General features: G+C 70.6%; 18 protein-coding genes and 1 pseudogene. 12 read left to right on the forward strand and 7 right to left on the reverse strand.

All coding sequences use genetic code 11. The annotated features are described in order from the left end of the window. Positions 1 to 65 precede the first annotated feature (65 nt). Together ACF1B9_RS18515 and ACF1B9_RS18520 are read right to left on the reverse strand one after the other, a co-directional pair. On the reverse strand, positions 66 to 1940 hold the full coding sequence (locus ACF1B9_RS18515) for an ABC transporter ATP-binding protein (protein WP_391746592.1): 1875 nt from the start codon (positions 1938 to 1940) through the stop codon (positions 66 to 68). Further along, the gene (locus ACF1B9_RS18520; RefSeq protein ID WP_391746593.1) at positions 1937 to 3808 is read right to left on the reverse strand and encodes an ABC transporter ATP-binding protein; all 1872 of its coding nucleotides are present in this window, start codon (positions 3806 to 3808) and stop codon (positions 1937 to 1939) included. Before ACF1B9_RS18520 ends, ACF1B9_RS18515 begins: the two co-directional genes overlap by 4 nt. A 187-nt stretch (positions 3809 to 3995) precedes the next feature. Between ACF1B9_RS18520 and ACF1B9_RS18525 the strand changes: the two genes are divergently transcribed. The 4 genes from ACF1B9_RS18525 to ACF1B9_RS18540 are packed head-to-tail and all read left to right on the forward strand — an operon-like array spanning position 3996 to position 7660. Continuing rightward, entirely contained in the window at positions 3996 to 4898 is a 903-nt protein-coding gene (locus ACF1B9_RS18525; protein WP_391746594.1) for an ATP-binding cassette domain-containing protein, read from the forward strand. A gap of 1 nt (position 4899) precedes the next feature. Then, positions 4900 to 5676 carry an ABC transporter permease gene (locus ACF1B9_RS18530; RefSeq protein WP_391746595.1) on the forward strand — a complete coding sequence of 259 codons (777 nt, stop codon included), beginning with the start codon at positions 4900 to 4902 and terminating at the stop codon, positions 5674 to 5676. Between the two features lie 24 nt (positions 5677 to 5700). Then, positions 5701 to 6990, forward strand: a complete 1290-nt coding sequence (locus ACF1B9_RS18535; RefSeq protein ID WP_391746596.1) for a sensor histidine kinase — start codon at positions 5701 to 5703, stop codon at positions 6988 to 6990. Between the two features lie 19 nt (positions 6991 to 7009). Beyond that, the gene (locus tag ACF1B9_RS18540; protein ID WP_391746597.1) at positions 7010 to 7660 is read left to right on the forward strand and encodes a response regulator; all 651 of its coding nucleotides are present in this window, start codon (positions 7010 to 7012) and stop codon (positions 7658 to 7660) included. A gap of 17 nt (positions 7661 to 7677) precedes the next feature. On the opposite strand, the gene glgX is transcribed toward ACF1B9_RS18540, so the two are convergent. Beyond that, positions 7678 to 9912 (reverse strand): glycogen debranching protein GlgX, encoded by a 2235-nt coding sequence (gene glgX, locus ACF1B9_RS18545; protein WP_391746598.1) that lies wholly within the window; start codon positions 9910 to 9912, stop codon positions 7678 to 7680. A 153-nt stretch (positions 9913 to 10065) separates the two neighbouring features. Between glgX and ACF1B9_RS18550 the strand changes: the two are divergent. The 7 genes and pseudogenes from ACF1B9_RS18550 to ACF1B9_RS18580 all read left to right on the forward strand — a co-directional run bounded on the left by ACF1B9_RS18550 (position 10066) and on the right by ACF1B9_RS18580 (position 17471). Continuing rightward, positions 10066 to 11290: pseudogene (locus ACF1B9_RS18550) on the forward strand (Ig-like domain-containing protein). Between the two features lie 255 nt (positions 11291 to 11545). Next, complete coding sequence (locus tag ACF1B9_RS18555) at positions 11546 to 12784, forward strand: Ig-like domain-containing protein (RefSeq protein ID WP_391746599.1); 1239 nt, start codon at positions 11546 to 11548, stop codon at positions 12782 to 12784. An 87-nt stretch (positions 12785 to 12871) separates the two neighbouring features. Beyond that, a complete protein-coding gene (locus tag ACF1B9_RS18560) occupies positions 12872 to 13639 on the forward strand; it encodes an enoyl-CoA hydratase/isomerase family protein (protein ID WP_391746600.1) in 768 nt (255 codons plus the stop codon). A gap of 250 nt (positions 13640 to 13889) precedes the next feature. Continuing rightward, on the forward strand, positions 13890 to 14405 hold the full coding sequence (locus ACF1B9_RS18565; RefSeq protein ID WP_376284499.1) for an ATP-binding protein: 516 nt from the start codon (positions 13890 to 13892) through the stop codon (positions 14403 to 14405). A 355-nt stretch (positions 14406 to 14760) separates the two neighbouring features. Beyond that, positions 14761 to 15579 (forward strand): polysaccharide deacetylase family protein, encoded by an 819-nt coding sequence (locus ACF1B9_RS18570; RefSeq protein ID WP_391746601.1) that lies wholly within the window; start codon positions 14761 to 14763, stop codon positions 15577 to 15579. Further along, positions 15579 to 16772, forward strand: coding sequence for a hypothetical protein (locus tag ACF1B9_RS18575; RefSeq protein ID WP_391746602.1), 1194 nt, complete (start codon positions 15579 to 15581; stop codon positions 16770 to 16772). The genes ACF1B9_RS18570 and ACF1B9_RS18575 overlap by 1 nt, the downstream gene beginning before the upstream one ends. 90 nt (positions 16773 to 16862) lie before the next feature. Continuing rightward, complete coding sequence (locus ACF1B9_RS18580; protein ID WP_391746613.1) at positions 16863 to 17471, forward strand: ADP-ribosyltransferase; 609 nt, start codon at positions 16863 to 16865, stop codon at positions 17469 to 17471. Positions 17472 to 17483: 12 nt separating this feature from the next. Here ACF1B9_RS18580 and ACF1B9_RS18585 read toward each other — a convergent pair whose 3' ends face one another. After that, complete coding sequence (locus ACF1B9_RS18585) at positions 17484 to 18122, reverse strand: GNAT family N-acetyltransferase (RefSeq protein WP_391746603.1); 639 nt, start codon at positions 18120 to 18122, stop codon at positions 17484 to 17486. Positions 18123 to 18297: 175 nt separating this feature from the next. Between ACF1B9_RS18585 and ACF1B9_RS18590 the strand changes: the two genes are divergently transcribed. Then, positions 18298 to 18513 (forward strand): EF-hand domain-containing protein, encoded by a 216-nt coding sequence (locus tag ACF1B9_RS18590; RefSeq protein ID WP_123461777.1) that lies wholly within the window; start codon positions 18298 to 18300, stop codon positions 18511 to 18513. A 111-nt stretch (positions 18514 to 18624) separates the two neighbouring features. Here ACF1B9_RS18590 and ACF1B9_RS18595 read toward each other — a convergent pair whose 3' ends face one another. From ACF1B9_RS18595 to eccCa, 3 genes are all read right to left on the reverse strand, one after another. Then, positions 18625 to 19602, reverse strand: coding sequence for a terpene synthase family protein (locus tag ACF1B9_RS18595; RefSeq protein ID WP_391746614.1), 978 nt, complete (start codon positions 19600 to 19602; stop codon positions 18625 to 18627). 522 nt (positions 19603 to 20124) lie between these two features. Then, positions 20125 to 21543, reverse strand: coding sequence for a DUF6177 family protein (locus ACF1B9_RS18600; RefSeq protein ID WP_391746604.1), 1419 nt, complete (start codon positions 21541 to 21543; stop codon positions 20125 to 20127). 82 nt (positions 21544 to 21625) lie between these two features. After that, positions 21626 to 25597 carry a type VII secretion protein EccCa gene (eccCa, locus tag ACF1B9_RS18605; protein ID WP_391746605.1) on the reverse strand — a complete coding sequence of 1324 codons (3972 nt, stop codon included), beginning with the start codon at positions 25595 to 25597 and terminating at the stop codon, positions 21626 to 21628. Positions 25598 to 25644 lie beyond the last annotated feature (47 nt).

A 25644-nucleotide genomic window follows, 5' to 3' on the forward strand; every position in this document is an offset into this window, starting at 1 on the left:
ATGTGATCCGACAACACCCCACCATGCAGCTGCATGGTGGGGCGTTCGCGCGGACAACCCGCGCCCTACACCAGGCTCTCCCGCCACGCGCGGTGCAGGCCGGCGAACCTGCCCGTTCCGCCGATGAGTTCCGCCGGTGCACCGTCCTCCACGACGCACCCGTGCTCCATCACCAGGACCCGGTCCGCGATCTCCACCGTCGACAGGCGGTGGGCGATCACCACCGCGGTCCGGCCGTGCAGCACCGTGTCCATGGCCCGTTGCACCGCGCGTTCACCGGGGATGTCCAGGGAACTCGTCGCCTCGTCGAGGATCAGCACCGACGGGTTCGCGAGCAGGGCCCGTGCGAACGCGACCAGTTGGCGCTGACCGGCCGAGATCCGGCCGCCCCGCTTGCGTACGTCCGTGTCGTATCCCTCGGGCAGACCGGCGATGAAGTCGTGCGCGCCGATCGCCTTGGCGGCCTGCTCGATCTCCTCGCGGGTCGCGTCCGGGCTGCCGAGCGCGATGTTCTCGGCGACCGTCCCGGAGAACAGGAACGCCTCCTGGGTCACCATGACCACACCCCGGCGCAACTCGGGCACGGCCAGGTCCCGCAGGTCGGTGCCGTCCAGCAGCACCCGGCCGTCGGTCGGGTCGTAGAAGCGGGCCAGCAGCTTGGCGAGCGTCGACTTGCCCGCGCCCGTGGAACCGACCACGGCCACGGTCTGGCCGGCCGGCACCGTCAGGTCGAAGCGCGGCAGCACCTCGCCGCCCGTGCGGTAGGCGAAACGCACCGAGTCGAAGACGACCTCGCGGCCCGGGTGCTCGCCCGTGAGCGCGGGCAGCTCCCGCGGCTTCGACGGCTCGGGGACGGAAGGGGTCTGCGCCAGCAGACCCGCGATCTTCTCCAGCGAGGCCGCCGCCGACTGGTAGGAGTTGAGGAACATGCCGAGCCGGTCGATCGGGTCGTACAGCCGGCGCAGATAGAGCACGGCCGCGGCCAGCACACCGAGCGCCAGGGTGCCCGACGCCACGCGGTACGCACCCCAGAGCACGATCCCCGCGACCGCCGTGTTCGCGACCAGCCGGGAGCCGACGACATAGCGCGCCATCTCCAGCAGCGCGCCGCCGTTCGTCCACGCGTGCGTGCTGTTGAGGTCCTCGAAGTGCCGGTCGTTGATCCGCTCGCGGCGGAAGGCCTGGACGGGACGGATGCCGTTCATCGACTCGGCGAACTTCACGATGACCGCGGCGATCGCCGTCGACCGCGCCGCGTAGAGCACTCCGGCCCGCTGCTGGTAGAGCCGTACCAGCAGATACAGGGGAACGAAGGAGAGCACCGCGACCGCGCCCAGCCCGAAGTCCAGCCAGAGCAGCATCAGCGAGATGGAGACGAACGACAGGATGACGCCGATCAGTTCCTGCAGACCTTCGCTGAGCAGTTCCCGCAGCGACTCCACATCCGTGGTGGAACGGGAGATCAGCCGGCCCGAGGTGTAGCGCTCATGGAAGTCCACGCTCAGCGCCTGTGCGTGACGGAAGATCCGCCCGCGCAGATCGAGCAGCACGTCCTGGTTGATCCGGGCGGAGGCCAGGATGAACGCGTACTGCATGCCACCCGCGGCCACCGAGCACAGCGCGTATCCCACGGCCACCGCGATCAGCGGCCCGTAGTCCTTGTCCCGGAAGGCGGGCACCCCGCTGTCGATGGCGTACGCGACGAGCAGTGGGCCCGCCTGTACCGCCGCCTGCTGGACCAGCAGCAACAGGGCGGACACCATCACCCGGCCCCGGTGCGGCCGGAGCAACGACATCAGCAGTGCGCGGGTCGCACCACGGGGCGTGGGCAGATCGTCCCGGTCGAACCGGTCCCCGGCGCCGTCGGCTGGGGACGGGCCCTCGGGCGTCTCGCGCGCATCGCGCCGGTCGGCGGGCCCGGTCGTCGTCGTACTGGTCATCGGGTGCGGCCCTTCTCGGCGGGGACGTCCGGCACGAGGCGGTCCTCGGCGGACGGGTCGGGGAAGGCGTCCTCGGCGAGGGCACCCTCCTGTGCGCTTTTGGCGCCCGTCATCAGCCAGGCGTACTCCGCACTGTCGCGCAGCAGTTCCTGATGGGTGCCGACGGCGGTGATCCGGCCCTCCGACAGCAGCGCCACCCGGTCCGCCAGCATCACGGTGGACGGACGGTGCGCGACGACGATCGCCGTCGTCTCCTCCAGCACCTGGCGCAGGGCGGCCTCCACCAGAGCCTCCGTGTGCACGTCCAGGGCGGAGAGCGGATCGTCGAGCACCAGGAAACGCGGCCGGCCGACCACGGCGCGGGCCAGCGCGAGCCGCTGGCGCTGACCGCCGGAGAGACTGAGCCCCTGCTCGCCGACCTGGGTGCCGATGCCCTCGGGCAGGTCGTGGACGAAGTCGGCCTGCGCGACCGAGAGCGCGCGCCGCAGCTCTTCCTCCCCGGCGCCCTCGGCGCCCATCAGCACGTTCTCCCCGACGGTCGCCGAGAAGAGCGTCGGCTCCTCGAACGCCACGGACACCAGCTCGCGCAACTCCTCCCGGGGCATGGTGGTGATGTCCCTGCCGTCCAGCGTGATCCGTCCCGCGGTGGCCTCGTGCAGCCGGGGCACGAGGGCGGTGAGCGTCGTCTTCCCGGAACCCGTGGCTCCGACCAGGGCCATGGTCTCGCCGGGGCGGATGCGCAGATCGATCCTGGACAGGACGGGTTCGGAACCGGCCTGCGCGTCGGGGTAGCGGAACTCCACGCCCTCGAAGACCATCTCGCCGTGGACCGGCGTGTCCTTGGGAGCCGGGCCGTCGGCGCCGGCCGTGTCGTCCTCCTCGGCCACGTCCATCACCTCGAAGAAACGCTCGGTCGCCGTCGCCGACTCCTGGCTCATCGCCAGCAGGAAACCGATCGACTCGATCGGCCACCGCAGCGCGAGTGCCGTGGAGAGGAAGGCGACCAGGGTGCCCGCCGAGAGCCCGCCGTCCGCGACCTGGACCGTGCCGAGGACCAGCGCCGCCCCGATGGCCAGCTCCGGGATCACGGTGATGGCGGCCCAGATGCCCGCGAGGAGACGCGCCTTGTCCAGCTCCGTGCTCCGCAGCCGCTGCGAGAGGGCCCGGAACGCGAGGGCCTGGCTGCGGTGCCGTCCGAAGCCCTTGATGATGCGGATGCCGAGCACGCTCTCCTCGACGACCGTCGTCAGATCGCCGACCTGGTCCTGCGCCGTGCGCGCCACGAGCGAGTACTTCGTCTCGAAGACCGCGCAGATGACCACCAACGGCACCACCGGGGCGAGCAGCACCAGCCCCAGCGTCCACTGCTGCATCAGCAGAATGACGAAGCCGACCAGGATCGTCGTGCCGTTGACCAGCAGGAACGTCAGCGGAAAGGCCAGGAACATGCGCAGCAGCATCAGGTCCGTGGTCCCGCGTGACAGCAACTGCCCCGACGGCCAGCGATCGTGGAACGCCACCGGCAGCCGCTGCAGATGCCGGTACAGGTCGGCCCGCATCGCCGCTTCGACCCCCGCCAGCGGCCGGGCCACCAGCCACCGCCGTATCCCGAAGAGCACGGCCTCGGCGATGCCCAGCAGCAAGAGGTACAGCGCGCCCAGCCACACACCCCCCGGATCACGGTCCGCCACCGGGCCGTCGACGATCCACTTCAGTACGAGAGGGATCACCAGGCCGATGCATGAGGCGACTATCGCGACCAGCGCGGCGCCGAACATGCGGTTCCGCACCGGCTTCACATAGGGCCACAGCCGCAACAGCGAGCGTACGGTGGACCGTTCCTTGGGGTCTGCATCTTTTTCGGGCATCACAGGCGAGACTACGGTTCACCACTGACATCGCTCATGTGGTTTTTCGGCCGTCCGGTGCTGCCGGAGCCCCGGAACGGATCCCGAGGGACCCGCAGGTCGTACCCGGTATCAACCGATCGGCCGATGTCCGTTCGAGCGCGATGGACGATGGTGCGCCGGTCCCCGCGACACGATGCTCGTGGGCATGGCAATCATCGAAGTGAGCGGGGTGCGCAAGGCCTACGCCGGGCGCCCCGTGGTGGACGGAGTGAGTTTCGCCGTCGACGAGGGGGAGATCTTCGGGATCCTCGGACCCAACGGTGCGGGCAAGACCACCACCGTCGAGTGCGTCGAGGGGCTGCGGGTTCCCGACGCCGGAACGGTCCGCGTCGCCGGTCTCGACCCGGTCGCCGACCACGACCGGGTGACCCGGCTGCTCGGCGCCCAGCTCCAGGAGAGCGAACTGCAGCCCAAGATCACCGTGGCCGAGGCACTGGAGCTGTACAGCGCCTTCTACCCGGACCCCGCCGACTGGCGCGCGCTGGCCGAACGGCTCGGTCTGCACACCAAGTACGGCACCAGGTTCGCCAAACTGTCCGGCGGTCAGAAGCAGCGGCTGTCCATCGCGCTCGCCCTGGTCGGCAACCCGAAGGTCGTGGTCCTCGACGAGCTGACCACGGGTCTGGACCCGCGGGCCCGCCGGGACACCTGGAAGCTGATCGAGGATGTACGCGACAGCGGCGTGACGGTCCTTCTGGTCACCCACTTCATGGAGGAGGCCACTCGGCTCTGCGACCGTGTCGCCGTGATCGACAAGGGCAAGGTCGTCGCCCTCGACACCCCGTCCGGCCTGATCGACCGGACCGGCAGCGCCACCGCCATCTCGTTCACCCCTTCGCAGCCGCTCGACGGCACCGAGCTCGCCCTGCTCCCCGGGGCGGCCTCCGTCGAGCAGAAGGACGGCCGGGTCGTCATCCAGGGCACCGACGAGACGGTCAACGCCGTGATCTCGCTGCTGGCCCGCCACCGCGTCACCGCGCACCGACTCCGTGTCTCCGAGGCGACGCTGGACGACGCCTTCCTCGACCTCACAGAACAGGCGGCCTGAGATGACCACGGCGAACCCGGCCACGGCGACGGACACGCCGACCCCATGGGCGGCGGTGCTCAGGTCCGAGACGCGGCTCTTCCTGCGCGAGCCCGCCGCCCTGTTCTGGATCCTCGTCTTCCCCACCGCGCTGATGACGATCCTCGGTCTGATCCCGTCCTTCCGGGACCCCGACGACGCGCTCGGCGGCCGCCGCGTCATCGATCTGTACGTACCGGTGGCGGTACTGCTCGCCATGATCATGGCGGGTCTGCAGGCCATGCCGCCCGTCCTGACGGGATACCGCGAGCGCGGGATCCTGCGCCGGATGTCGACCACTCCGGTGCCGCCGTCCGCCCTGCTCACCGCGCAGATCGCCCTGCACGGCGCCGCGGCCCTCGGCTCCACCGCGCTCGTGATGGCCGTCGGCCGGATCGCCTTCGGCGTCGCACTGCCCGGACAGCCCTTCGGCTACGTCCTGGCGCTGCTCCTGTCGACGGCGAGCGTCCTCGTCCTCGGCGCACTGCTCTGCGCGCTCTCCCGTACCACCAAGGCATCCGCCGCGATCAGCTCGGTCGTCAACCTCGTGATGATGTTCAGCGCCGGGGTCTGGATCCCGGTGCAGTCCATGCCCGACACGCTCCGGCGCATCGTCGAGGTCACCCCGTTCGGCGCGGCCTCCCAGGCGCTGGACCGGGCGGCGTCCGGTGGCTGGCCCGGCTGGGTGCAGCTCGGCGTCATGGCGCTGTGGGCGGCCGTGGTGACTGTGCTCGCGACCCGTCTGTTCCGGTGGGAGTGAGCGTTCATGGGGGAGAATCCCCCCATGAACGCGGGGGACACGGCTCAGGCGGGCGCGACCAGAGCGACGACGGCCGCGCAGTGGTGGGAACGGTTCTTCCGGTACGGGCCGTACGGCCTGCTCGGCCTGGCCGGCGCGGCCTCTGCCGTGTCCGCCGACCTCATCATGTCCCGCTCCAACGTGTACGCCGCCGCGGCGCTGGTTCCGGTGGCACTCGTCCTCCAGTTCTGGTGGGGACGGTACGGGACGGCGGTCACCCCGCCGTCGCGGACGGCGCAGTTCTACTTCGTCGCCCGCACGTCACTCGCCTTCGGACTGACCTGGTGCAACCCGTTCTTCTCCATCTTCGCGGTGCTCGGCTACTTCGACGCCGGCAGGCTGCTTCCGCAACGGGCCATGCGCGCCGGGCTGCTGGCCACCGCCGTCATCATGGCCGGCTCGCAGTCCGGCAGTGGCCTCCCGTCGGCCGCCCTCGTGAACTGGATCGCCTTCGGCCTCCTCTTCGCCCTGCACGCAACCCTCACCATGGTGTTCGCCCAGATCGGCGCCCAGGAGGCCGAGCACGCGCGTACCCAGGTCGACACCATCGCCGAACTGGAGACGGCCAACGCCCGCCTCGAACAGGCCCTCGCGGAGAACGCGGGTCTGCACGCCCAACTCCTCCTCCAGGCCCGCGAGGCAGGTGTCGCGGACGAGCGGCGCCGGCTCGCCGCCGAGATCCACGACACCCTCGCCCAGGGTCTGACCGGCATCATCGCCCAGCTCCAGGTGGTGACCTCGGTCGCCGACACCGACCCGGCACTGGCCCGGCAGCACCTCGACCGCGCCGCCGCGCTCGCCCGGCACAGCCTGGGCGAGGCGCGCCGCTCGGTCCACGATCTGGTCCCCGCCGCCCTGGAGCACGACGACCTTCCGGGCGCGCTGAAGAAGACGGTCACCGGCTGGGGGGAGCGCCAGGGGATCCGGGCCGAGTTCACCGTCACCGGGACCGTCGAGCCGGTCCACGACGAGATAGCCGCCACTTTGCTCCGCATCGCCGAGGAGGCCCTCGCCAACACCGGCCGCCACGCACGGGCCTCACGGGTCGGCATCACCCTGTCCTTCATGGGCGACGAACTCACCCTGGACGTACGGGACGACGGCCGCGGCTTCGACCCGGCCGCCCTGCCGCCGTACAGCGGCGCGGGGGGTTTCGGGCTCGGCGGCATGCGGGCCCGCGCCGAACGCGTCGCGGGCATCGTCGAGGTGGAGACGGAGCCGGGCCGCGGCACGGCGGTCTGCGCCCGGGTGCCGCTGGTTCAGGACAGCCGATGACCAGTACGGTTGGCCTGTCATGGCTGAGGAACCCGCACGCGTCATCACGCTCGTCGTCGTCGACGACCACCCCGTCGTACGGGACGGTCTGCGCGGCATGTTCGATTCGGCCCCGGGGTTCCGGGTCCTCGGGGAGGCGTCGAACGGGGTGGAGGGGGTCGATCTCGTGGCCCGGCTCGACCCCGATGTCGTCCTGATGGACCTGCGGATGCCGGGCGGCGGCGGAGTGGCCGCCATCTCCGAACTGACCCGGCGCGGTGACCGGTCCAAGGTGCTCGTCCTCACCACGTACGACACCGACTCCGACACCCTGCCCGCGATCGAGGCCGGTGCCACCGGCTATCTGCTCAAGGACGCCCCGCGCGACGAGTTGTTCAACGCCGTCCGGGCCGCCGCGGACGGCCGCACCGTCCTCTCGCCCGCCATCGCCTCCCGCCTCGTCTCACGGGTGCGCACGCCGGCGGCCCCGGACAACGACGCGCTGTCGGCCCGTGAGCGCGAGGTGCTGGCACTCGTCGCGAAGGGCACCTCGAACCGGGCGATAGCCGCCGAGCTGTTCATCAGCGAGGCCACGGTGAAGACCCACCTCACCCACATCTTCGCCAAGCTGGGCGCCAAGGACCGGGCCGCCGCCGTCGCGATCGGCTACGACCGCGGCATCCTCGGCTGACGCCCGCGCCCCGCCGTTCACTCCCTGACCCGCAGCAGCAGCACCGATCTCTCCGGCACGGTCAGCGTCCCGCCGCCGGGGTGGACTGTGCCGGGGGCCGCCTCCTGGTCCTCCCGCGAGGTGTCCAGGACGAGTTCGTAGCTCTGCGCCCAGGGCGGCCCGGGGAGCACGAAGCCGCTCGGCCGGTGGTCCGCGTGCAGGATCGCCAGAAAGCTGTCGTCCGTGACCGGTTCGCCGCGCGCGTCCCTGCCGGGGATGTCGCGCCCGGAGAGATAGAGCCCGAGCGTGGCCGCCGGGGCGTACCAGTCCTCCTCCGTCATCTCCGCGCCCTGCCGGGTGAACCACGCCAGGTCCCGCAGCCCGTCCGCCGCCTGCGCCCGCCCGGAGAAGAAGGCGCGGCGGCGCAGCACCGGGTGGCTGTGGCGCAGGGTGAGCACCCGTGAGGTCAGCTCGGTCAGCGCCCGCCACTCGGGCCGTTCGAGCAGCGACCAGTCCACCCAGCCGACCTCGTTGTCCTGGCAGTAGGCGTTGTTGTTGCCGCCCTGGGTACGGCCCATCTCGTCGCCCGCGACCAGCATCGGCACCCCGGTGGACAGCAGCAGAGTGGTGAGCAGATTGCGCAGCTGGCGGCGGCGCAGCGCGTTGACACCGGGGTCCTCGCTCTCGCCCTCGGCTCCGCAGTTCCAGGACCGGTTGTCCGAGGTGCCGTCCCGGTTGCCCTCGCCGTTGGCCTCGTTGTGCTTCTGTTCGTAGCTGACCAGATCGCGCAGGGTGAAGCCGTCGTGCGCGGTGATGAAATTGACCGAGGCGTACGGGCGCCGGCCGCCCCAGGCGTACAGATCACTGGATCCGGTCAGCCGGTAGCCGAGATCCCGTACGTCGGGCAGGGCGCCGCGCCAGAAGTCCCGTACGGCGTCGCGGTAGTGGTCGTTCCACTCGGTCCACAGCGGGGGGAAGGCGCCCACCTGGTAGCCGCCGTTGCCGACGTCCCACGGCTCGGCGATCAGCTTCACCCGGCGCAGCACCGGGTCCTGGGCGATCACCGCGAGGAACGGGGAGAGCATGTCCACGTCGTGCATCGAACGGGCCAGCGCCGCCGCCAGATCGAAGCGGAATCCGTCGACGCCCATCTCCGTGACCCAGTAGCGCAGCGAGTCGGTGATCAGCCGCAGGACGTGCGGCTGGACCACGTGCAGGGTGTTGCCGCAGCCGGTGTAGTCCGCGTATCTGCGGGCGTCGGGCTGGAGGCGGTAGTAGCCACGGTTGTCGATGCCGCGCAGTGACAGCATCGGGCCCAGTTCGCTCGCCTCCGCGGTGTGGTTGTAGACCACGTCGAGGATCACCTCGATCCCGGCGTCGTGCAGGGCCCGCACCATCCGCTTGAACTCGCCGACCTGCTGGCCGGCGGTCCCGCTGGCCGAGTAGTCGGCGTGCGGGGCGAAGTAGCCGATGGAGTTGTAGCCCCAGTAGTTGTGCAGGCCGCGCCTGAGCAGGTGGTCCTCGTGGGCGAACTGATGCACCGGCAGCAGTTCCACCGCCGTCACGCCGAGCCGGAGCAGATGGTCGAGCGCGGCCGGATGGGCGAGACCGGCGTAGGTGCCCCGCAGTTCCTCCGGGATTTCTGGGTGCAGCATGGTGAAGCCGCGCACATGGAGCTCGTAGATGACGGAGTCCGCCCACGGGGTCTTGGGGCGGCGGTCCTCGGCCCAGTCGTCGTCGTCGTGGACGACGACGCCCTTCGGCACGTACGGGGCGGAGTCCCGTTCGTCGCGCACGGTGTCCGCGACCTGCTGGTGAGGCCAGTCCCTCACATGGCCGTACACCTCGGCCGGGAGGGTGAACGAGCCGTCCACGGCGCGGGCGTACGGATCGAGGAGCAGTTTCGCCGCGTTCCACCGGGCACCGGTCCAGGGGTCCCAGCGGCCGTGCACCCGGTAGCCGTACCGTCGGCCCGGCCGTACGCCCGGCACGAATCCGTGCCGGATCTCATGGGTCAGCTCGGTCAGCGCAAGGCGCGTCTCGTTTCCCTCCTCGTCGAAGAGGCACAGCTCGACGGCCTCCGCGCCGCCCGCCCAGAGCGCGAAATTGGTGCCCGCCACGCCGTCGGGGCCGACCCGGAAGCGGGCGCCGAGCGGTGTCGGCGCGCCGGGCCACACGGTGGGCGGACGCCCCGTCACGGCCCCTCGCGCGCGCTCCCGCACGGGCGCCGTCTCCGTCTCCTGCACTGCTTCCTGCTCGGCTGCGCTCGACACCTGCTCGCCTCCCGCGGCTCGTGGGGATCCGCACCGAAGAGGAGCGCACGGCGTCCCGGCCGCGGCTCCCCGAGTGTGGTCCTCCCCCTTGTTCTGCCCACACGCGCGCCCGCACTCACGTTTCCCCCGACCGGCCCCCGTCGTTGGGGGGACGTGAACCACGTAGCGAAGAGGGCGGTGGCGAACGCGGCCACCGTGCCGACTTGGGCAGGACTGCTCGTCGTGCTGGCTCTGCTGACCGGCTGCACCGGCACCGGAACCGTCTTCGGAGGGAAGGCGCGCTCCCCGCAGGACGCGATCCGGATCGTCCCGGAGGACGGGGCCAGCAACGTCGGCCCCGACGACCGGATGGAGGTGGAGGTCCCCGACGGGCGGCTGGAGAGCGTCAGGGTGACGCGGATCGAGGATGCGCAGAGCCAGGAGGTACCGGGCCGGATCGCGCACGACGGCCGCTCCTGGACGCCCCGGGAGAAGCCGGGCCGGCTCGGACTCGCCGCCAAGTACCGTGTCGACGCGGTCGCCCTGGACGGCGCCGGACACCGCTCGGCCCGCCACACCACCTTCACCACGGTCGTCCCCGAGCACCGCTTCATCGGGCTACTTCACACCGGAGAACCGGTCCACGGTCGGCACCGGAATGATCGTTTCGTTCAACTTCAACCGCCCGGTCAGGAATCGTGCGGCCGTGCAGCGCGCCATCCGGGTGAGCGCGGATCCGGCGGTCGAGGTGGTGGGGCACTGGTTCGGCGACAGCCGCCTCGACTTCCGCCCCGCCGCCTACTGGGTGCCGGGCACCGAGGTAACCGTCAAGGTGGGGCTGCGCGATGTGGAGGGCGCGCCGCACGTCTACGGCTCGCAGGACAAGACGGTCTCCTTCGAGGTGGGCCGTTCCCAGATCTCCCGGGTGGACGCGGCCGCCCACAGCATGGAGGTGCGCCGCGACGGCCGGCTCCTGTCGACGGTCCCGATCACGGCGGGCTACCCGGGCATGGAGACGTACAACGGCAAGATGGTGGTCAGCGAGATGTACGACGTGACCCGGATGGACGGCCGGACCGTCGGCTTCGGTGGCGAGTACGACATCAAGGACGTCCCGCACGCCCTCCGGCTCACCGACTCCGGCACCTTCCTGCACGGCAACTACTGGTCGGAGGAGGACGTCTTCGGCTCGGCCAACGTCAGCCACGGCTGCGTCGGGCTGCGCGACGTGCAGGGCGGCGGCGACGACACCCCGGCCGGCTGGTTCTTCGACCGGACACTCGTCGGCGACGTGGTCGAGGTCGTCAACTCCAAGGACAAGCAGGTCGCACCGGACAACGGGCTCGGAGGCTGGAACCTGAGCTGGGCCCGGTGGAAAGCCGGCTCCGCCCTGCGCTGAGGCGCCGTCAGAGCGGCCGGGGCCCGTCCGGCGGTCGAGGACGGACCCCCGGCCGGCCCCGCGGTACGCCGTACCCCGTGTCACCTGGTGAAGTCCTGGACAACTTGGGACTGAACGGTGACATCCGCGGGGTCAACTCCGCCGGTTCGGTGTGATTATCTTTCGCTGAGCGCGCATGTGCAGCGCGCGGGGGCGGGAACCTGTGGGTTCCCAGGGCCTTGGCGGGGCCGGGCCGTGTGAGGGGAGACGAGCACATTGAACGGGCAGCCGATATCGGGGACATCGGCCGGGGCGAACAGCGGGCGGCGCGGGCGAGGAGCCACCGGAACGCTGGCTCTGGCACTGGGTGCGCTGCTGTTCCTGGTGACCGCGTGCGGCGGGGGAGACGCCGGTGACGCGGGCAAGGGCGGAAAGGCCGAGGACACCACGGCCTCGCAGGCCGTGGTGACCGTCGCGCCGAAGGACGGGGCGGACTCCGTCGCCACCAGCGGGGCGCTGAAGATCTCGGCCGCGCAGGGAAAGCTGACCACGGTCAAGGTCGCCGACCCCAAGGGCGCCGCGGTGGAGGGGAAGATCGCGGCGGACGGTGCGAGCTGGACGCCGGACCAGCATCTGGCCGCCGCGACCAAGTACAGCGTCCACGCGGTCGCCAAGGACGCGAAGGGCCGTGAGTCGGCGAAGGACACCAGCTTCACGACGCTGGTCCCGCAGAACACCTTCATCGGGCAGTACACCCCGGAGGACGGCTCCACGGTCGGTGTGGGCATGCCCGTCTCCATCCACTTCACCCGGGGCATCACCGACCCGGCCGCGGTCGAGAAGGCCATCAAGGTAACGGCCGAGCCGTCCGTTCCGATCGAGGGCCACTGGTTCGGCAACGACCGGCTCGACTTCCGCCCCGAGGCGTACTGGGCCGCCGGTACCAAGGTGACCGTGAAGCTCAACCTCGACGGCGTCGAGGGACGCCCCGGTGTCTACGGCAAGCAGGCCAAGTCGATCTCCTTCACCATCGGCCGCAGCCAGGTCAGCAGCGTCGACGCGAGCACGCACCGGATGAAGGTCGTCCGCGACGGCAAGCAGATCAAGGACATCCCGATCTCGGCGGGCGCCCCCGCGACCACCACGTACAACGGTCAGATGGTCATCAGCGAGAAGCTCAAGGTGACCCGGATGAACGGTGACACGGTGGGCTTCGGCGGCGAGTACGACATCAAGGACGTGCCGCACGCGATGCGCCTGTCCACCTCGGGGACCTTCATCCACGGCAACTACTGGGGCGGCTCCGGTGTCTTCGGCTCGGCCAACACCAGCCACGGCTGTGTCGGTCTGCAGGACGTGCGCGGCGCGTGGAGCAAGACGACCCCGGCGGCCTGGTTCTTCGACAACTCGCTCATCGGCGACGTCGTGGTCGTGAAGAACTCGAAGGACCGGACGATCCAGCCGGACAACGGCCTCAACGGCTGGAACATGTCCTGGGCGGAGTGGACCAAGTAGCTCTCGTCGTACGGAACACGAGCGGGCCCGGTGCTGTGACCGACAGCACCGGGCCCGCTCGCATGAGCCCCGGTTAACCTGCCTCTCATGACCGTAACCCTCGAAGTACGCGACGGCGTCGGCACGATCCTGCTGGACCGCCCTCCCATGAACGCCCTGGACGTCGCCACCCAGGACCGGCTGCGTGAACTCGCCGAGGAGTCCACCCGGCGCGACGACGTCCGCGCCGTGGTCCTCTACGGCGGCGAGAAGGTGTTCGCGGCGGGCGCGGACATCAAGGAGATGCAGGCCATGGACCACACGGCGATGGTCGTACGGTCCAAGGCGCTGCAGGACTCCTTCACCGCGGTGGCCCGGATCCCCAAGCCCGTCGTCGCCGCAGTCACCGGCTACGCGCTGGGCGGCGGCTGCGAGCTGGCGCTCTGCGCCGACTTCAGGATCGCCGCCGACAACGCCCGGCTGGGCCAGCCGGAGATCCTGCTCGGGCTGATCCCCGGCGCGGGCGGCACCCAGCGCCTCGCCCGGTTGATCGGCCCCTCCCGGGCCAAGGACCTGATCTTCACCGGTCGTCATGTGAAGGCCGAGGAGGCTCTGTCGATCGGTCTGGTGGACCGCGTGGTGCCCGCCGCCGAGGTGTATGAGCGGGCGCACGCCTGGGCCGCCGGGCTGGCGAAGGGGCCGGCCCTCGCGCTGCGCGCCGCCAAGGAATCCGTCGACGCGGGGCTGGAGACGGACATCGACACGGGGCTCACGATCGAGCGGAACTGGTTCGCGGGTCTGTTCGCCACCGAGGACCGGGAGCGCGGAATGCGCAGCTTTGTGGAAGAGGGGCCGGGCAAGGCCAAATTCCTCTGAACGAACGCCAGTTGGGTACAGGTTGACGCGGGTTCATCCGTGCGGGCGGATCAGCCGGACCTCAAGGGAACCTTGAGGTCCGGCTGTCCGAAGAGACTGGCAAAGTCGCCTGGACGGGGTATCCGTGCAGGTCAACAGGGGTATGAGGGGTGGCATTCTGTCACTGACATATGCCGATCGACCTTGCGGAATGACGTATTCCGGGGTGCGGATTCCCTCGGAACGGCCCCGGGGCGCCCGCCCTGCGGCCATGATGGTGTGCATGGCGGGCCTTGAGGGTGTGGAGCAGCCGCGACCGCGCAGCGGCGCGACAGCGGCGCGGTGGATGCCGACCATCGAGGACGAACAGGCGTTCAAGGCGCTGGAGTTGTTCGGGAATCCGGCGGAAGGAGAGGTCCGGCTGCCGTCCCGCCCGGAGTCCGCGGCCACCGCCCGGCGGCTCACCTCGTGCGTGGTGCTGCGTCAGTGGGCGCTCTCTGCGCAGACCGCCGAGTACGCCGTGCTGCTCGTCTCGGAGCTCGTCGGCAACGCCGTGCGGCACACCGGCGCCCGGGTCTTCGGGCTGCGGATGCTGCGGCGGCGCGGCTGGATCAGGATCGAGGTGCGCGACCCCTCGCGCGGGCTGCCCTGCCTGATGCCCGTCCAGGCGATGGATGTCAGTGGGCGCGGACTGTTCCTCGTCGACAAGCTCTCGGACCGGTGGGGAGTGGATCTGCTGCCGCGCGGCAAGACCACGTGGTTCGAGATGCGGATCTCCGACCGCTGACCCCGGCGGCCCCGTTCCGGATGCACAGAAGCCCCCGGTCCGCCGTGGTGGGGCGCTTCGGGGGCTGCTGTGTGGGGGCCGTGAAATGGGGGGTGTGTTCACGGCCGCTTGTGACGACCGGGCTCGGGTCGGTGCGGTCGTGTGACCGACTATGGCAGATGGGCGACCTCGCCGCCAAAGGTGCAAACAGGGCATTGGTGGACAATGTTGGGCGTATTTCAGGTGAATCATAGGTGTGATGGGTCACTTGCCTGGAAAAGCATGAATATTTATGGGATTCGGCGAATGATTCATTCGTGCCACCTGTAAGTCTTTAATATTATCTTCCGACCATTTCGTGCCTACTGTTCTGCACATGAACGCCTCCGACAGACCGGTGCACCGCCGCAGCGCCCTGCGCGCCGGAGCGGGGGCCGCCCTCGCCGGTGTTCTCACTGCCGGATGCGCGGACCACGGCGACTCCACCATGTCGGCCGGGAACGCCTCGACCGCCGCGAGCCCGCAGCGCTCCGCCACCACGCCCACCGGGCATCCCACCCCGCACCCCGCGCCCGCCCCGCGCCGCCTCCCCGGACAGCCGGCCCAGATCGACCACGGCCCCCGCGACCGCGCCCGCGTCGCCCTCACCTTCCACGGCCAGGGCGACCCCGCCATCGCCCGGACCGTGCTCGCCGAGGCCGAACGGGCCCACGCCCGGATCACCGTCCTCGCCGTCGGCAGCTGGCTCGACGAGCACCCCGAGATGGCCCGCCGCATCCTCGACGGCGGGCACGACCTCGGCAACCACACCCAGCACCATGCCGACATCTCCTCGATGGGCGAGACCGAGGCGTACGCGGAGATCACCGGCTGCGCCCAGCGGCTGCGCCGGCTCACCGGCTCCATCGGCACCTGGTTCCGGCCCTCGCGCGCCAGGTACGCCACCCCGCTCGTCCAGCGGCTCGCCGCCGCTGCGGGCTACCCGCACGTCCTCTCGTACGACGTGGACTCCCTCGACTTCACCTCTCCCGGCGCCGCGGCCGTCACCCGCAAGGTGGCCGGGGAGATCCGTAACGGATCGGTGGTGAGCCTGCACTTCGGCTACGCGGACACGGTCGCCGCCCTGCCTCTCCTCCTCACCGAAATCGACCGCCGCCGACTGCGCGCGGTGACGACCACGGAGCTGCTGACCTGATGTCTACCTCCACCAAGCACACCGCGGCCCTGCTCGGCGGCGTCCTCCTCGCGGTACTCACCGGTTGTGGCTCCCCGGCCGAGAAGGGGAACGTCGAGGCCGTCGGCAGCGAGGCCGCCGTACCGCCCGTCAAGTCGGAGGGACTCACCCCGCCCGCACCGCCGGGGCTGCCCGGCATGCCGCCGGTTCTCGACGTCAAGGACGTCTACGCGGCCGACCGGCCGGGGAAGCTCTCCCCGGTGGTCAAGGGCTTCCCGTCCCGGGTGTACGTCCCCAACACCAACTCCGACACGGTGTCGGTGATCGACCCCGCGACGTACAAGGTCATCAAGACCATCAAGGTCGGCCGCCAGCCGCAGCACGTCGTCCCGTCCTGGGACCTGAAGACCCTCTGGGTCAACAACGACCTCGGTGACAGCCTCACGGCCATCGATCCCGCCACCGGGAAGAAGGGCCGCACGGTACCCGTCTCCGACCCGTACAACCTCTACTTCACCCCGGACGGCAAGTACGCCGTGGTGATGGCCTCGATGGATCGCCAACTGGTCTTCCGCGACGCCCACACCATGAAGACCGTCAAGGCCGTCCCGGTCAAGTGCGCGGGAGTCAACCACGCCGACTTCTCGACGGACGGCCGCTACTTCATCGTCTCCTGCGAGTTCTCCGGCGAACTCCTCAAGGTCGACACGGCGAAGATGAAGGTCGTCGCCCAGCAGAAGCTGCCGTTCGGCGGCGCGATGCCGCAGGACGTGAAGCTGTCACCCGACGGCGGTACGTTCTACATCGCGGACATGGTCGCGAACGGGGTGTGGATCCTGGACGGGAAGAAGTTCACCACCCCGAAGCTGCTGCCCACCGGCAAGGGCGCCCACGGCCTCTACGTCAGCCGCGACTCCAAGGAGATGTACATCTCCAACCGGGGCGAGGGCACCATCTCCGTCTTCGACTTCGCCCAGCGCAAGCTGGTGAAGAAGTGGCGCCTGCCGCACGGCGGCAGCCCGGACATGGGCGGGGTCTCGACGGATGGCAAGGTCCTCTGGCTGAGCGGCCGTTACAACTCCGAGGTGTACGCGATCGACACCTCCACCGGCAAACAGCTGGCCCGGATCCCGGTGGGCAGCGGCCCGCACGGACTCGCCGTCTACCCGCAGCCGGGCCGGTACTCGCTGGGCCACACCGGCGTCTTCCGCTGACCGCCCGACGTCAACACTCCGCCTGACACGCTCGCCTTCGGGTGACGTTCCACGGCCCGGCACCGCACTGCCGAGACAGTGACCGTCATGATGATCACTTCTCGTCTGCGACGTCGGGCCGCAGTCGCCGTTGTCGCTCTCTGCGCCGTACTCGTCCCGGCCGCCGCCACCGAGGCCGCCCCCGCCGCCGCTCCCGCGGCCGTCGCGTTCAAGCCCGGTGGCTGCCCGGTCGTCGCGGACCATCTCTTCGCTGCCGCCGACCCGGTGGACATCCGCCGCATCACCCCGCGCCCCTCCTGGCGGGACGACTGCCGCCAGCTCTACCGGGCGGACGGCCGGGGCCCGCAGGCCATCTTCGACGAGGGCTTCCACGCCAGGGCCATCGTCTACGGCCAGTACGACCTGGAGAAGTACGTCCTGGTCAACCAGCCCTCGCCGTTCGTCTCCACCACGTACGACCACGACCTGTACAAGCGCTGGAAGAGCGAGTTCAACTACTACATCGACGCTCCCGGCGGCATCGATGTGAACAAGACGATCGGTGACACCCACAAGTACGCCGACCAGGTGGAGGTCGCCTTCCCCGGCGGCGTCGACCGCACGTTCATCGTCGGGGCATGCCCCATCGACCAGGCGACCAAGACCGAGATCATGAACAAGTGCGTCGACAACCCGCACTACAAGCCGTGGCGCAGCTGATCCGCTGGACCCTCACCCCGCGACCCACAGGGCCTCCGAGCCCACCGGCCGGTAGCCCGCCGCCTGGAACGTCCGCACACTGCGGGCGTTCCCCGGCGACTGCTGAGCCCACACCACCGAGTCCGGCACCAGATGCCGGGCCGCACGCGCCAGCCGCTCGCCCAGGCCTCGGCCGCGCGCTTCCTCGGCCACCTCGATCGCCGTCTCCCAGCGTCCCGCGACGCCCCGGCCGAGGATCACCACACCGCCGTCGGCGGACCAGACCCGCACCTCGTCGCGGTACTTCATCGCCCGTGCCACCCGCGGATGCTCCTGGTCCGCGATCTCCCGCAGCGCGATCTCCGGCTCGCCCGGCAGCGCGTCCGCGACCGTGAGCAGATCGATGGTGTTCATGTGCCGGCCGGTCCGGGCCAGCAGTGCGCTCAGGAAGTACGGATTCATCGTCGCGGCGAGCTCGTCGCCGGGGGTGGCGGCCAGGACGTCCCGCACCCACCCGGGATCCTCGTCGGTGAACACCACCGAGTGCGCGGTGAACGCCAGCACGCCCGCGTCCCGTGCGTCGGGCTGCCCCACCACCGTCGTGGACCCGTCCGGAGGCGGAAACCGTCCGTGCGCCGCATCGGTCAGGATCCGTACCAGTGTGTCGTCCATCAGAGTCCCGCTCCCCGGCCGTGTCGTGTCCCGCCGGGCGGCGGGCGACCCACTCATGATCGACGACCGGCCGCCGCGACCGCCATCCGCCGGGCCCGATAATCTGACCCCCGTCAGTCAGACACTGGTCGGATCCCGGCCAGGCATTGGTGAGGCATCACGAAGGGGCGGAACTGTGGCGGACATCGAGTCGGCGCGCAAGGCATTCGAGAGGTTCGACCTGAACGGCGACGGGCTCATATCGGCCGCCGAGTACAAGAGCGTGATGGCTCAGCTCGGCGACCCGTACGTCACCGAGCCGGTGGCCCAGGCCGTCATCAACTCGCACGACGCCAACGGCGACGGGCTGCTCACGTTCGACGAGTTCTGGGCGGCGCAGAACAAGGGCTGACGGCCGGGAGGACCCCGGCCCGCGGGCCGGGGCCGTCGCCCCGCCGTCTCCGGTCACGGCGCAACGGCCGGCCGCGTCGGACCGGTCCAGCCGCGAGCGCCGCCGCTGCTCTCAGGCCGCGAAGAACCGTGACAGCGACTCCCGTCGGTCGACCTCCACCAGGTCGGGGCGGGTGTAGCGCTCCGCGCGGGCGTGGTAGTCGAAGTCGCCCCTGACCAGGCCGCGGTAGTCCTGCACGCACCGCTCCAGCGCGGCCCGGGTCGGGCCGTGGATCCCGGCCGCCTCTATTTCCTCGATCAGTTCCTGCTCGGCACGGCGGACCCGTTCCGCTATCTCCGCGAGCTGCGTCGCGGCCTCGTCGACGGCCTCCTGGAGAGTTAATCCGTGGTCGCGCTGAATGAGGCGTACCGCATTGTGCTCGTACCCGAGCAGTGCCTCCTTCTCGAAGGAGCAGATATCGTTGCAGAGCCCCGAATGATCGGTCACGGAGCTGCGCAGGGCGATATACGCGGGAAGGCTGCGGGCAGATTCCGGGAGATCGATTCCGGCGGTGATCTCATGCAGGTCCAGGAAGGGCTGCATGGCCACCGAATCCCGGCGGTGCTTCACGAATTCGGCCCTGGTCGGCACCTGCCCGGCGGCCCGTTCCACGGCCTCCGCGTAGTAGGTCCACAGCCAGGCGACCGTGTCCCGCCGGAACTGCCGGATCCAGCGCGTCGAGCGGTCCGGGTACGTCCGGGCCCGCAGTCCCGCGAGTGCGTGCTCCATGGCGCCGCGCGGCGGTGCGCCGTCCAGCACGGCCACCAGTCGGTCGATCGCCGCCTCGCACATGCGCGGATCCCGCCCGGCGGGTCCGTCGTCGAACTCGTCGTCGACGAGGAAGGCCCAGAAGAGCCACTGGCAGAAGAGATCGAGATGCTGCTGCGAAGCGGTGGGGAATATGAGGGATATCCAGAGTTCGGGCCTTGTCCGGACCATCTTCTTGCGGGCCACCGGAGAGAGCGTGAGGCCATTGGTTTCGGCCCATTCCCAGGCGGCCTTCCTCGTCTCCTCGATTCCTGGATTGCACCCGGCGCTCAGGAACGGCATATGAAACTCTGGCAGCGCGATCCGGCTCATTGATGCCCCTCGTCGAAACGATGCGGATGAACGATACGAACGTCGATCTGATCGAATGCACGCGTCGAAGCCATGACGCACGGGGAGACGGACCACCCTTTCCCGACCGCTCCCGACCGATCCCGGCCGGAGGCTCACCGCACGAGTCGAGGCGGTCATCCCTGCTCACTCTCCTCCGCCGGGGTCGGGGCATCGGGGCCGGGCCCGCAGGCCCGCGATGGCAAACGCCCTTGGCGAGGACGGTGGCATCACCATGCGCGACTTCCAGTCAACCCTGAGTGGCGGAGGGAGGGAAGCCATGTGTGACCGAAATTGCGTGGTCGCCAGGGAGGCATGAACCTCTCCGAGCAGTCGGCGGCCACGTGAGACGATCAACGCGCCGACCGCGCGGACGGCCGCGAAAATCATCGATTTCGCGCCGTTCCGGTGCAGCCCCGCAGCGCCCCGGGCAGGTCGGTGATTCCCCCTGCCCGGGGCGGCTTCACGGCAGGCTCAGGCGCCCTTCAGATGCCGCATCAGCCGCTCGAAGTCCTGCCACCCCGACAAGTCCGACGGGTCGCCCGGCAGCGGGTAGTACAGCGACGGACGGGAACTCGGGCCGAGCTGGACCGGTGGCTCGGACAGCGGAGTGCGCCGGGCACGGTCGCCGGGCATCTCGCGGACCTCCTCCGCGCCGAGCACGAAGGCCAGCGGGACACCGGGCCCCTCGAAGCGCGGCGGAACGGCCAGGTCGCGGCGGGCCTTGCGGAGCTGGATGAGCATCGACTGCAGGTGATGACGGGTGGCGAGAACCTCCGCGGCCCGGGGCAGGGCGTCCAGCGGCGGCTCCTCGTCGGGTCCGTAGCCGAACGCCAGCGTGACGTCCTCCTCCACACCGCCCTTCGTACGGCTGATGCGGACCGTCGCCAGGCCCGGCCGGTCCGGGGAGCCGACCACCACGAGCCAGGTGGGCTCGGGCGCCCGCTCATAGGCGACATCGGTCAGCCGGCGCAGCGACCAGGGCAGGTTGGCGGGCTCCGCGGTGCCCCAGCCGGCCGGAGCCTCGCCGGTCAGCTCGCGCCACACCGACTCCAGGGCCCCGCCGAGCACCAGCCGGTCGTCAGCGGGGTGGACCGTGCGGAACGAGACGGCCAGCTGACGCTCGCCGGTGTTCGCGACCTCCCGGTAGGCGGCGGCCACCGGAGTACGCGGGTCCCCGGGCACCGGGTCGGCCGCCTCGACCGGCGAGAACAGACCGTTCTGCCACCGCAGTACGGCACCGGACAGCCCGTCGTAGTATCCGTCCTTCTCGTCCTGCACCACCCAGCGCGACGGCCAGCCGCTCAGACTGTTGCGTACGGCGGGCGAGAGCGTGACCCCCGGCGAGGTGACGATCTGGAGGCCCAGTTCGGCGTTGGTGGCGGCCCGGAACGCGTCCGAGAGCCAGGCCGTCATAGCGATCACCGGACGGTCCTGGATGACGACGGCCACCTTGTCGGTGAGGGCGTCCACGGCGGGCTGCGCGGCGGCGGGCGTGGGCGCCACACTCACGCCGTCGGTCTTCACCACGGCGAGGGAACGCGCGGCCTCCGGCGGCCAGGCGGAACCCCCGGCCAGCGTGGCGATCCGGGCCGCGAAGGTCCCCGCGAGCAGCTCGGCCTCCTCGACACCGGTGGTGGCACGGGCCTCCGTCCACCAGAACGGGACCGGGGGAGCGGTGGCCCCGAGCAGCCGCTCGGCCTCGCCCGCGACCTGCACCAGCAACGGTGCCTCGACGGAGACGAGCGGACGGCCCTGCTCGTCGCAGAGCTGCACGACGGCATCCTCGCCCGCCGTCCCCACCAGCTTGTCGGGGCCGCCCGAGAGCAGACCCGCGAGCACGGTCAACGGGTCGGGCATGCGCGGGGTGAGGGCGATGACGTCCTTGGTCATGTGGTCGGCCGTTCCTTCTTGGTCCGGGGTGCGAATGCGCTGCGGGGCGCGCCCCGCGGGTACGGGACGGCTCCCCGGTGCGTCACTCGGCGGTGTACACGGTCTGGATCAGGCGGTGGGGCCGGCCCCTCTGGATGAACACACCGCGGCCCGCCGGCTGCTGCGCGGCGTACACACCGGGGAACAGCTGGCCCTCGCTGCGGTCGCCCGCCATCAGGAGCGCCGAGGAGCCCGACTCGCGCAGCCCCAGCACCAGCGGGTCGTACATGCCGCGCGACGCGCCCGCGACCCGGCGCGTCAGGACGAAGTGGAGCCCGATGTCGACCGCGGACGGGATGTACGGCAGGAACGGGTCGAGCGGCGCCTGTCCCGCGGTGGTCAGCACGTCGTAGTCGTCGACGAGGATCACGATCCGCGGACCGCTGCCCCAACTGCCCGGCTCCAGGTCCTCGGTGTCCGCCCGGTCGTCGGGCAGCCGCTTCTCCAGCTCGGTGGCGATACCGGCGGCGAGGCCGGCACACATCTTGGGGTTGTACGCGTAACCGCCCCGGAACTCCTCCGGAATCGCACCGCGCAGACCACGCCGCGGGTCCATGACGGCGAAGACCAGCTCCTCCTCGCCGTAGCGCTCGATGAGTCCACCGGCGATGGTCTTCAGCAGGTTCGTCTTGCCGCACTCGCTGTCGCCCATGATCAGCAGATGCTGGTCGTGCTGGAACAGGTCGAGCATGGCGGGTGCAAGCGCCGTCTGGTCCAGCCCGATCGGCACCCGCCGGGGCTCGGCGACCGGGCCCGGCAGCAGATGCGGCTCCAGCACGTGCGGCAGGATCCGTACCGGCTGGGCGACCTCTCCGCTCCAGGTGGCACGGACCGTGCGGGCCGTGTGCTCCAGGACGGCGCCCAGGTCCGAGGTGTCGGACAGCCCGTCCGTACGCGCCAGCGCGACCTGCGCGAAGAGCTTGCCGTCGGTGAGGATGCGGCCCGGCTCGTCCGGCGACAGGGTCTGGGCGAGCTTGCGGTCGATGCTGGACTCGCTGGGGTCGTTCAGCCGCAGCTCGACCCGGGTGCCGAAGTTCGACTGGGTGGCGATGCGCACGTCGTTCCAGCGGAGCATCCCCGCGACGACATGGATGCCGTAGCCGCCACCGCGCTTGAGGATGTCGACCACGGCGTCGTCCAGCTCGTCGAAGTCGTCGCGCAGCGCGCCGAACCCGTCGATGACGAGCACGATCTCGGCCGACGCCAGTTGCGGCAGCCGGCCCGCGGCGTGCAGGGAACGCAACTGCTCCACGGAGTCGATGCTGTGCTCGCGGAACAGCTCCTCGCGGATCGCGAGCATGCCCCGTACCTCCTCGACGGTACGGGCCGCGCGCTCCCGGTCCGCCCGGCCGGCCACCCCGCCCACGTGCGGCAGGCCCGACACGGCCTGGAGACCGCCACCGACCAGATCGAGGCCGTAGACGCCGACCTCCTGAGGGGTGTGGGTCAGCGAGATCGAGAGGGCGAGCGTGCGCAGGAGCGTGGTCTTGCCGGACTGCGGTCCGCCGATGATCGCGGCGTGACCGCCCGCCACCGTCAGGTCCAGGTACCACTGGCCCTGCCACTGCTTGGTCGGGTCGTCCAGCAGCCCGAGCGGCACCTGGAGCGGGCCCCGCCGCTTGGCGAGCTGCATTCCGCGCGGGCCCACCTCCAGCGGACCCGCGACCTTGTCCAGGGCGATGGCTTCGGGCAGCGGAGGCAGCCAGATACGGCGCACCGGACCGGCCGCGTCGCGCAGCTGATCGACGATGACGCCCATCTCGGTCGGCCCGGTCTCCCGGCGCCGCACCTTGGGCTCCTCGCCCGTGCTCTCCGGCTCGGCCAGGGTGTTGTAGGCCTCGTACTCAAGGGCGAGCGGACCCGACTCGGCCTCCTCCGTACGCTCCACCGGACCCCGGTACGCGCCCGAGACATAGCTCGCCTTGAAGCGCTCGTAGTGGCTGGTGTCGACCTTCAGATAGCCGAACCCGGGCAACGGCGGCAGATGGAAGGCATCCGTGGTGTCCAGGACCGTACGGGACTCGTCGGCGGAGAAAGTGCGCAGACCGAGCCGGTACGAGAGATAGGTGTCCAGGCCCTTGAGCTTGCCGCCCTCGATGCGCTGGCTGGACAGCAGCAGATGCACTCCGATGGAGCGCCCGATGCGCCCGATCGACAGGAAGAGGTCGATGAAGTCCGGCTTGGCGGTGAGGAGTTCACCGAACTCGTCGATGACGACGAACAGATGCGGCAGCGGGTCCAGATCGGGCCGCCGCTCCGCGCGCAGCGCCGCGTAGTCACCGATGTCGGCGACATTGCCCGCGTCCTTCAGGACCTGCTGGCGGCGCTTGACCTCACCGGCGAGCGAGGCGTGCACCCGCTCGACGAGGCCCGCCTGGTTCTCCAGGTTGGTGATGACACCGGCCACGTGCGGCAGGTCGGCGAACGGCGCGAAGGTCGCACCGCCCTTGTAGTCGACGAGGACCAGGGCGAGATCCTCCGGCGGGTGCGTGGCCACCAGGGCCAGGACGAGGGTGCGCAGCAGCTCCGACTTGCCGGAACCCGTGGCGCCGACGCACAGCCCGTGCGGGCCCATGCCCAGCTCGGAGGACTCCTTCAGGTCGAGGAGCACCGGCTGGTGGGAGTCGCTGATGCCGATCGGCACGCGCAGGAAGGCCCGTTCGCCGCGCGGCGCCCACAGACGTGACAGATCGAGCTGCGCCACGTCGTCGATGCCGAGCAGGTCCGCGAAGTCGACGGGCCCCGACAGCGGGGCGTCGACGAGGGACTCGGCGGACAGCCGCATCGGCGCCAGCATCCGGGCCAGCCCCTCGGCGAACGGGATGCTGACCTCGTCCACGGTGCCGTGGGCGCTGATCGGTTCCTGCTCCCGCAGATCCTCGATCACCACCCCGTCGCCGTCGACGGTGATCCGGACGCTCACGTGTCCGGGCTCCTGCACCCGGTGTTCGAGCAGATGCAGCACACTGACGCTCATCTCGCGCAGGCCGACCGCGTCGTCCGGGCGCGGCAGGTCGACGGCGTCCTCGCCGTGTCCGTCGGTGACGACGAGCAGCCGGGACGTCATGGACAGCGCGTCCTTGCCGGACAGACCGCGCCGCACCTCGGCCGCGTACGAGGCGCGGCGGCGCAGTTCCGGGCCGATCTGACGGGCGAGTTGAGGCGCCGAGGGAGCGATCCGGCGCGCGGCGACAGGACCGTCGAACTGCTCAGGGTCGAGCAGGTGCGGTATCCACTTGGCCCACTCCCAGTCGGCCAGCCGTTCGCCGGGCACGGCGAGGGCCATCGCCACGTCGTCGGGGGCGTGGGTGGCGGCGGTCTGGACGAGCAGGGCGCGCGCGACGCGCAGACAGTCCTCGCGCGGGCCGATGACGCTGATGTTGCCGACCCGGTCGAGCGGGACGGTGAGCGGCAGTTCGGTGCCGGTACGGAAGCGGTCCATCAGCGCCGACGCCTCGTTGAGCATGAACGTGTCGGGCGGGGAGAGGACCGACGAGCCCTGCTGGGCGACCTTCAGATCGCGTACCGGCATCTCGCCGGTACCGACGCGCACCCGCAAGAAGTCGCCGTCGAGACGGCGGCGCTCCCACACCCGCGCCGGGTCGCGCACTATGTCGTACAGCGCGTGCGGCGGGGGATTGAGGACATCGGCCCGTTCCGCCCGCTCGCGTTCCTCGACGGAGAGCTCCTCGCGCAGGTCCTCCAGATAGGCGAGGTAGGCCTCGCGCTGGGTGCGGCGGGTGCGCTGGGCCTTGCCGCGCTGCGAGAAGACGAGCGCGACGGACCCGATGACGGTGACGACGAGGATGATCGCGCCGAGCCCGGCGAACTGACTGTTGCGCACGACCGTCATCATCACGACGGACGACATCACTCCGGCGACGGGCAACAGCGACATCGCGATGTTGCCCGACTTGCCCTCGGGCAGGTTCGGCGGGGCCTCGATGGTGCGTGCCTCGGAGGCGGCCGGCGGCCGGGTGGTCCTGGCCGGGCGGTGGATCAGTCGGGTACTCATCGTCGTCCGTCACTCGGGGTCGGGCTCGGCATCGGGAATCGGCGGGG

The sequence above is a fragment of the Streptomyces sp. NPDC014727 genome (genome assembly GCF_043083485.1).
Classification (GTDB): Bacteria; Actinomycetota; Actinomycetes; order Streptomycetales; family Streptomycetaceae; genus Streptomyces.

Excerpts from the sequence above, each read along its gene's own strand:
- ACF1B9_RS18525 (WP_391746594.1), top strand. The coding sequence starts at position 3,996 with ATGGCAATCATCGAAGTGAGCGGGGTGCGCAAGGCCTACGCCGGGCGC.
- eccCa (WP_391746605.1), bottom strand. The coding sequence starts at position 25,597 with ATGAGTACCCGACTGATCCACCGCCCGGCCAGGACCACCCGGCCGCCG.
- ACF1B9_RS18570 (WP_391746601.1), top strand. The coding sequence starts at position 14,761 with ATGAACGCCTCCGACAGACCGGTGCACCGCCGCAGCGCCCTGCGCGCC.
- ACF1B9_RS18560 (WP_391746600.1), top strand. The coding sequence starts at position 12,872 with ATGACCGTAACCCTCGAAGTACGCGACGGCGTCGGCACGATCCTGCTG.
- ACF1B9_RS18580 (WP_391746613.1), top strand. The coding sequence starts at position 16,863 with ATGATCACTTCTCGTCTGCGACGTCGGGCCGCAGTCGCCGTTGTCGCT.
- ACF1B9_RS18565 (WP_376284499.1), top strand. The coding sequence starts at position 13,890 with ATGATGGTGTGCATGGCGGGCCTTGAGGGTGTGGAGCAGCCGCGACCG.
- ACF1B9_RS18600 (WP_391746604.1), bottom strand. The coding sequence starts at position 21,543 with ATGACCAAGGACGTCATCGCCCTCACCCCGCGCATGCCCGACCCGTTG.
- ACF1B9_RS18515 (WP_391746592.1), bottom strand. The coding sequence starts at position 1,940 with ATGACCAGTACGACGACGACCGGGCCCGCCGACCGGCGCGATGCGCGC.
- ACF1B9_RS18530 (WP_391746595.1), top strand. The coding sequence starts at position 4,900 with ATGACCACGGCGAACCCGGCCACGGCGACGGACACGCCGACCCCATGG.
- ACF1B9_RS18520 (WP_391746593.1), bottom strand. The coding sequence starts at position 3,808 with ATGCCCGAAAAAGATGCAGACCCCAAGGAACGGTCCACCGTACGCTCG.
- ACF1B9_RS18535 (WP_391746596.1), top strand. The coding sequence starts at position 5,701 with ATGAACGCGGGGGACACGGCTCAGGCGGGCGCGACCAGAGCGACGACG.
- ACF1B9_RS18575 (WP_391746602.1), top strand. The coding sequence starts at position 15,579 with ATGTCTACCTCCACCAAGCACACCGCGGCCCTGCTCGGCGGCGTCCTC.
- ACF1B9_RS18540 (WP_391746597.1), top strand. The coding sequence starts at position 7,010 with ATGGCTGAGGAACCCGCACGCGTCATCACGCTCGTCGTCGTCGACGAC.
- ACF1B9_RS18595 (WP_391746614.1), bottom strand. The coding sequence starts at position 19,602 with ATGCCGTTCCTGAGCGCCGGGTGCAATCCAGGAATCGAGGAGACGAGG.
- ACF1B9_RS18585 (WP_391746603.1), bottom strand. The coding sequence starts at position 18,122 with ATGGACGACACACTGGTACGGATCCTGACCGATGCGGCGCACGGACGG.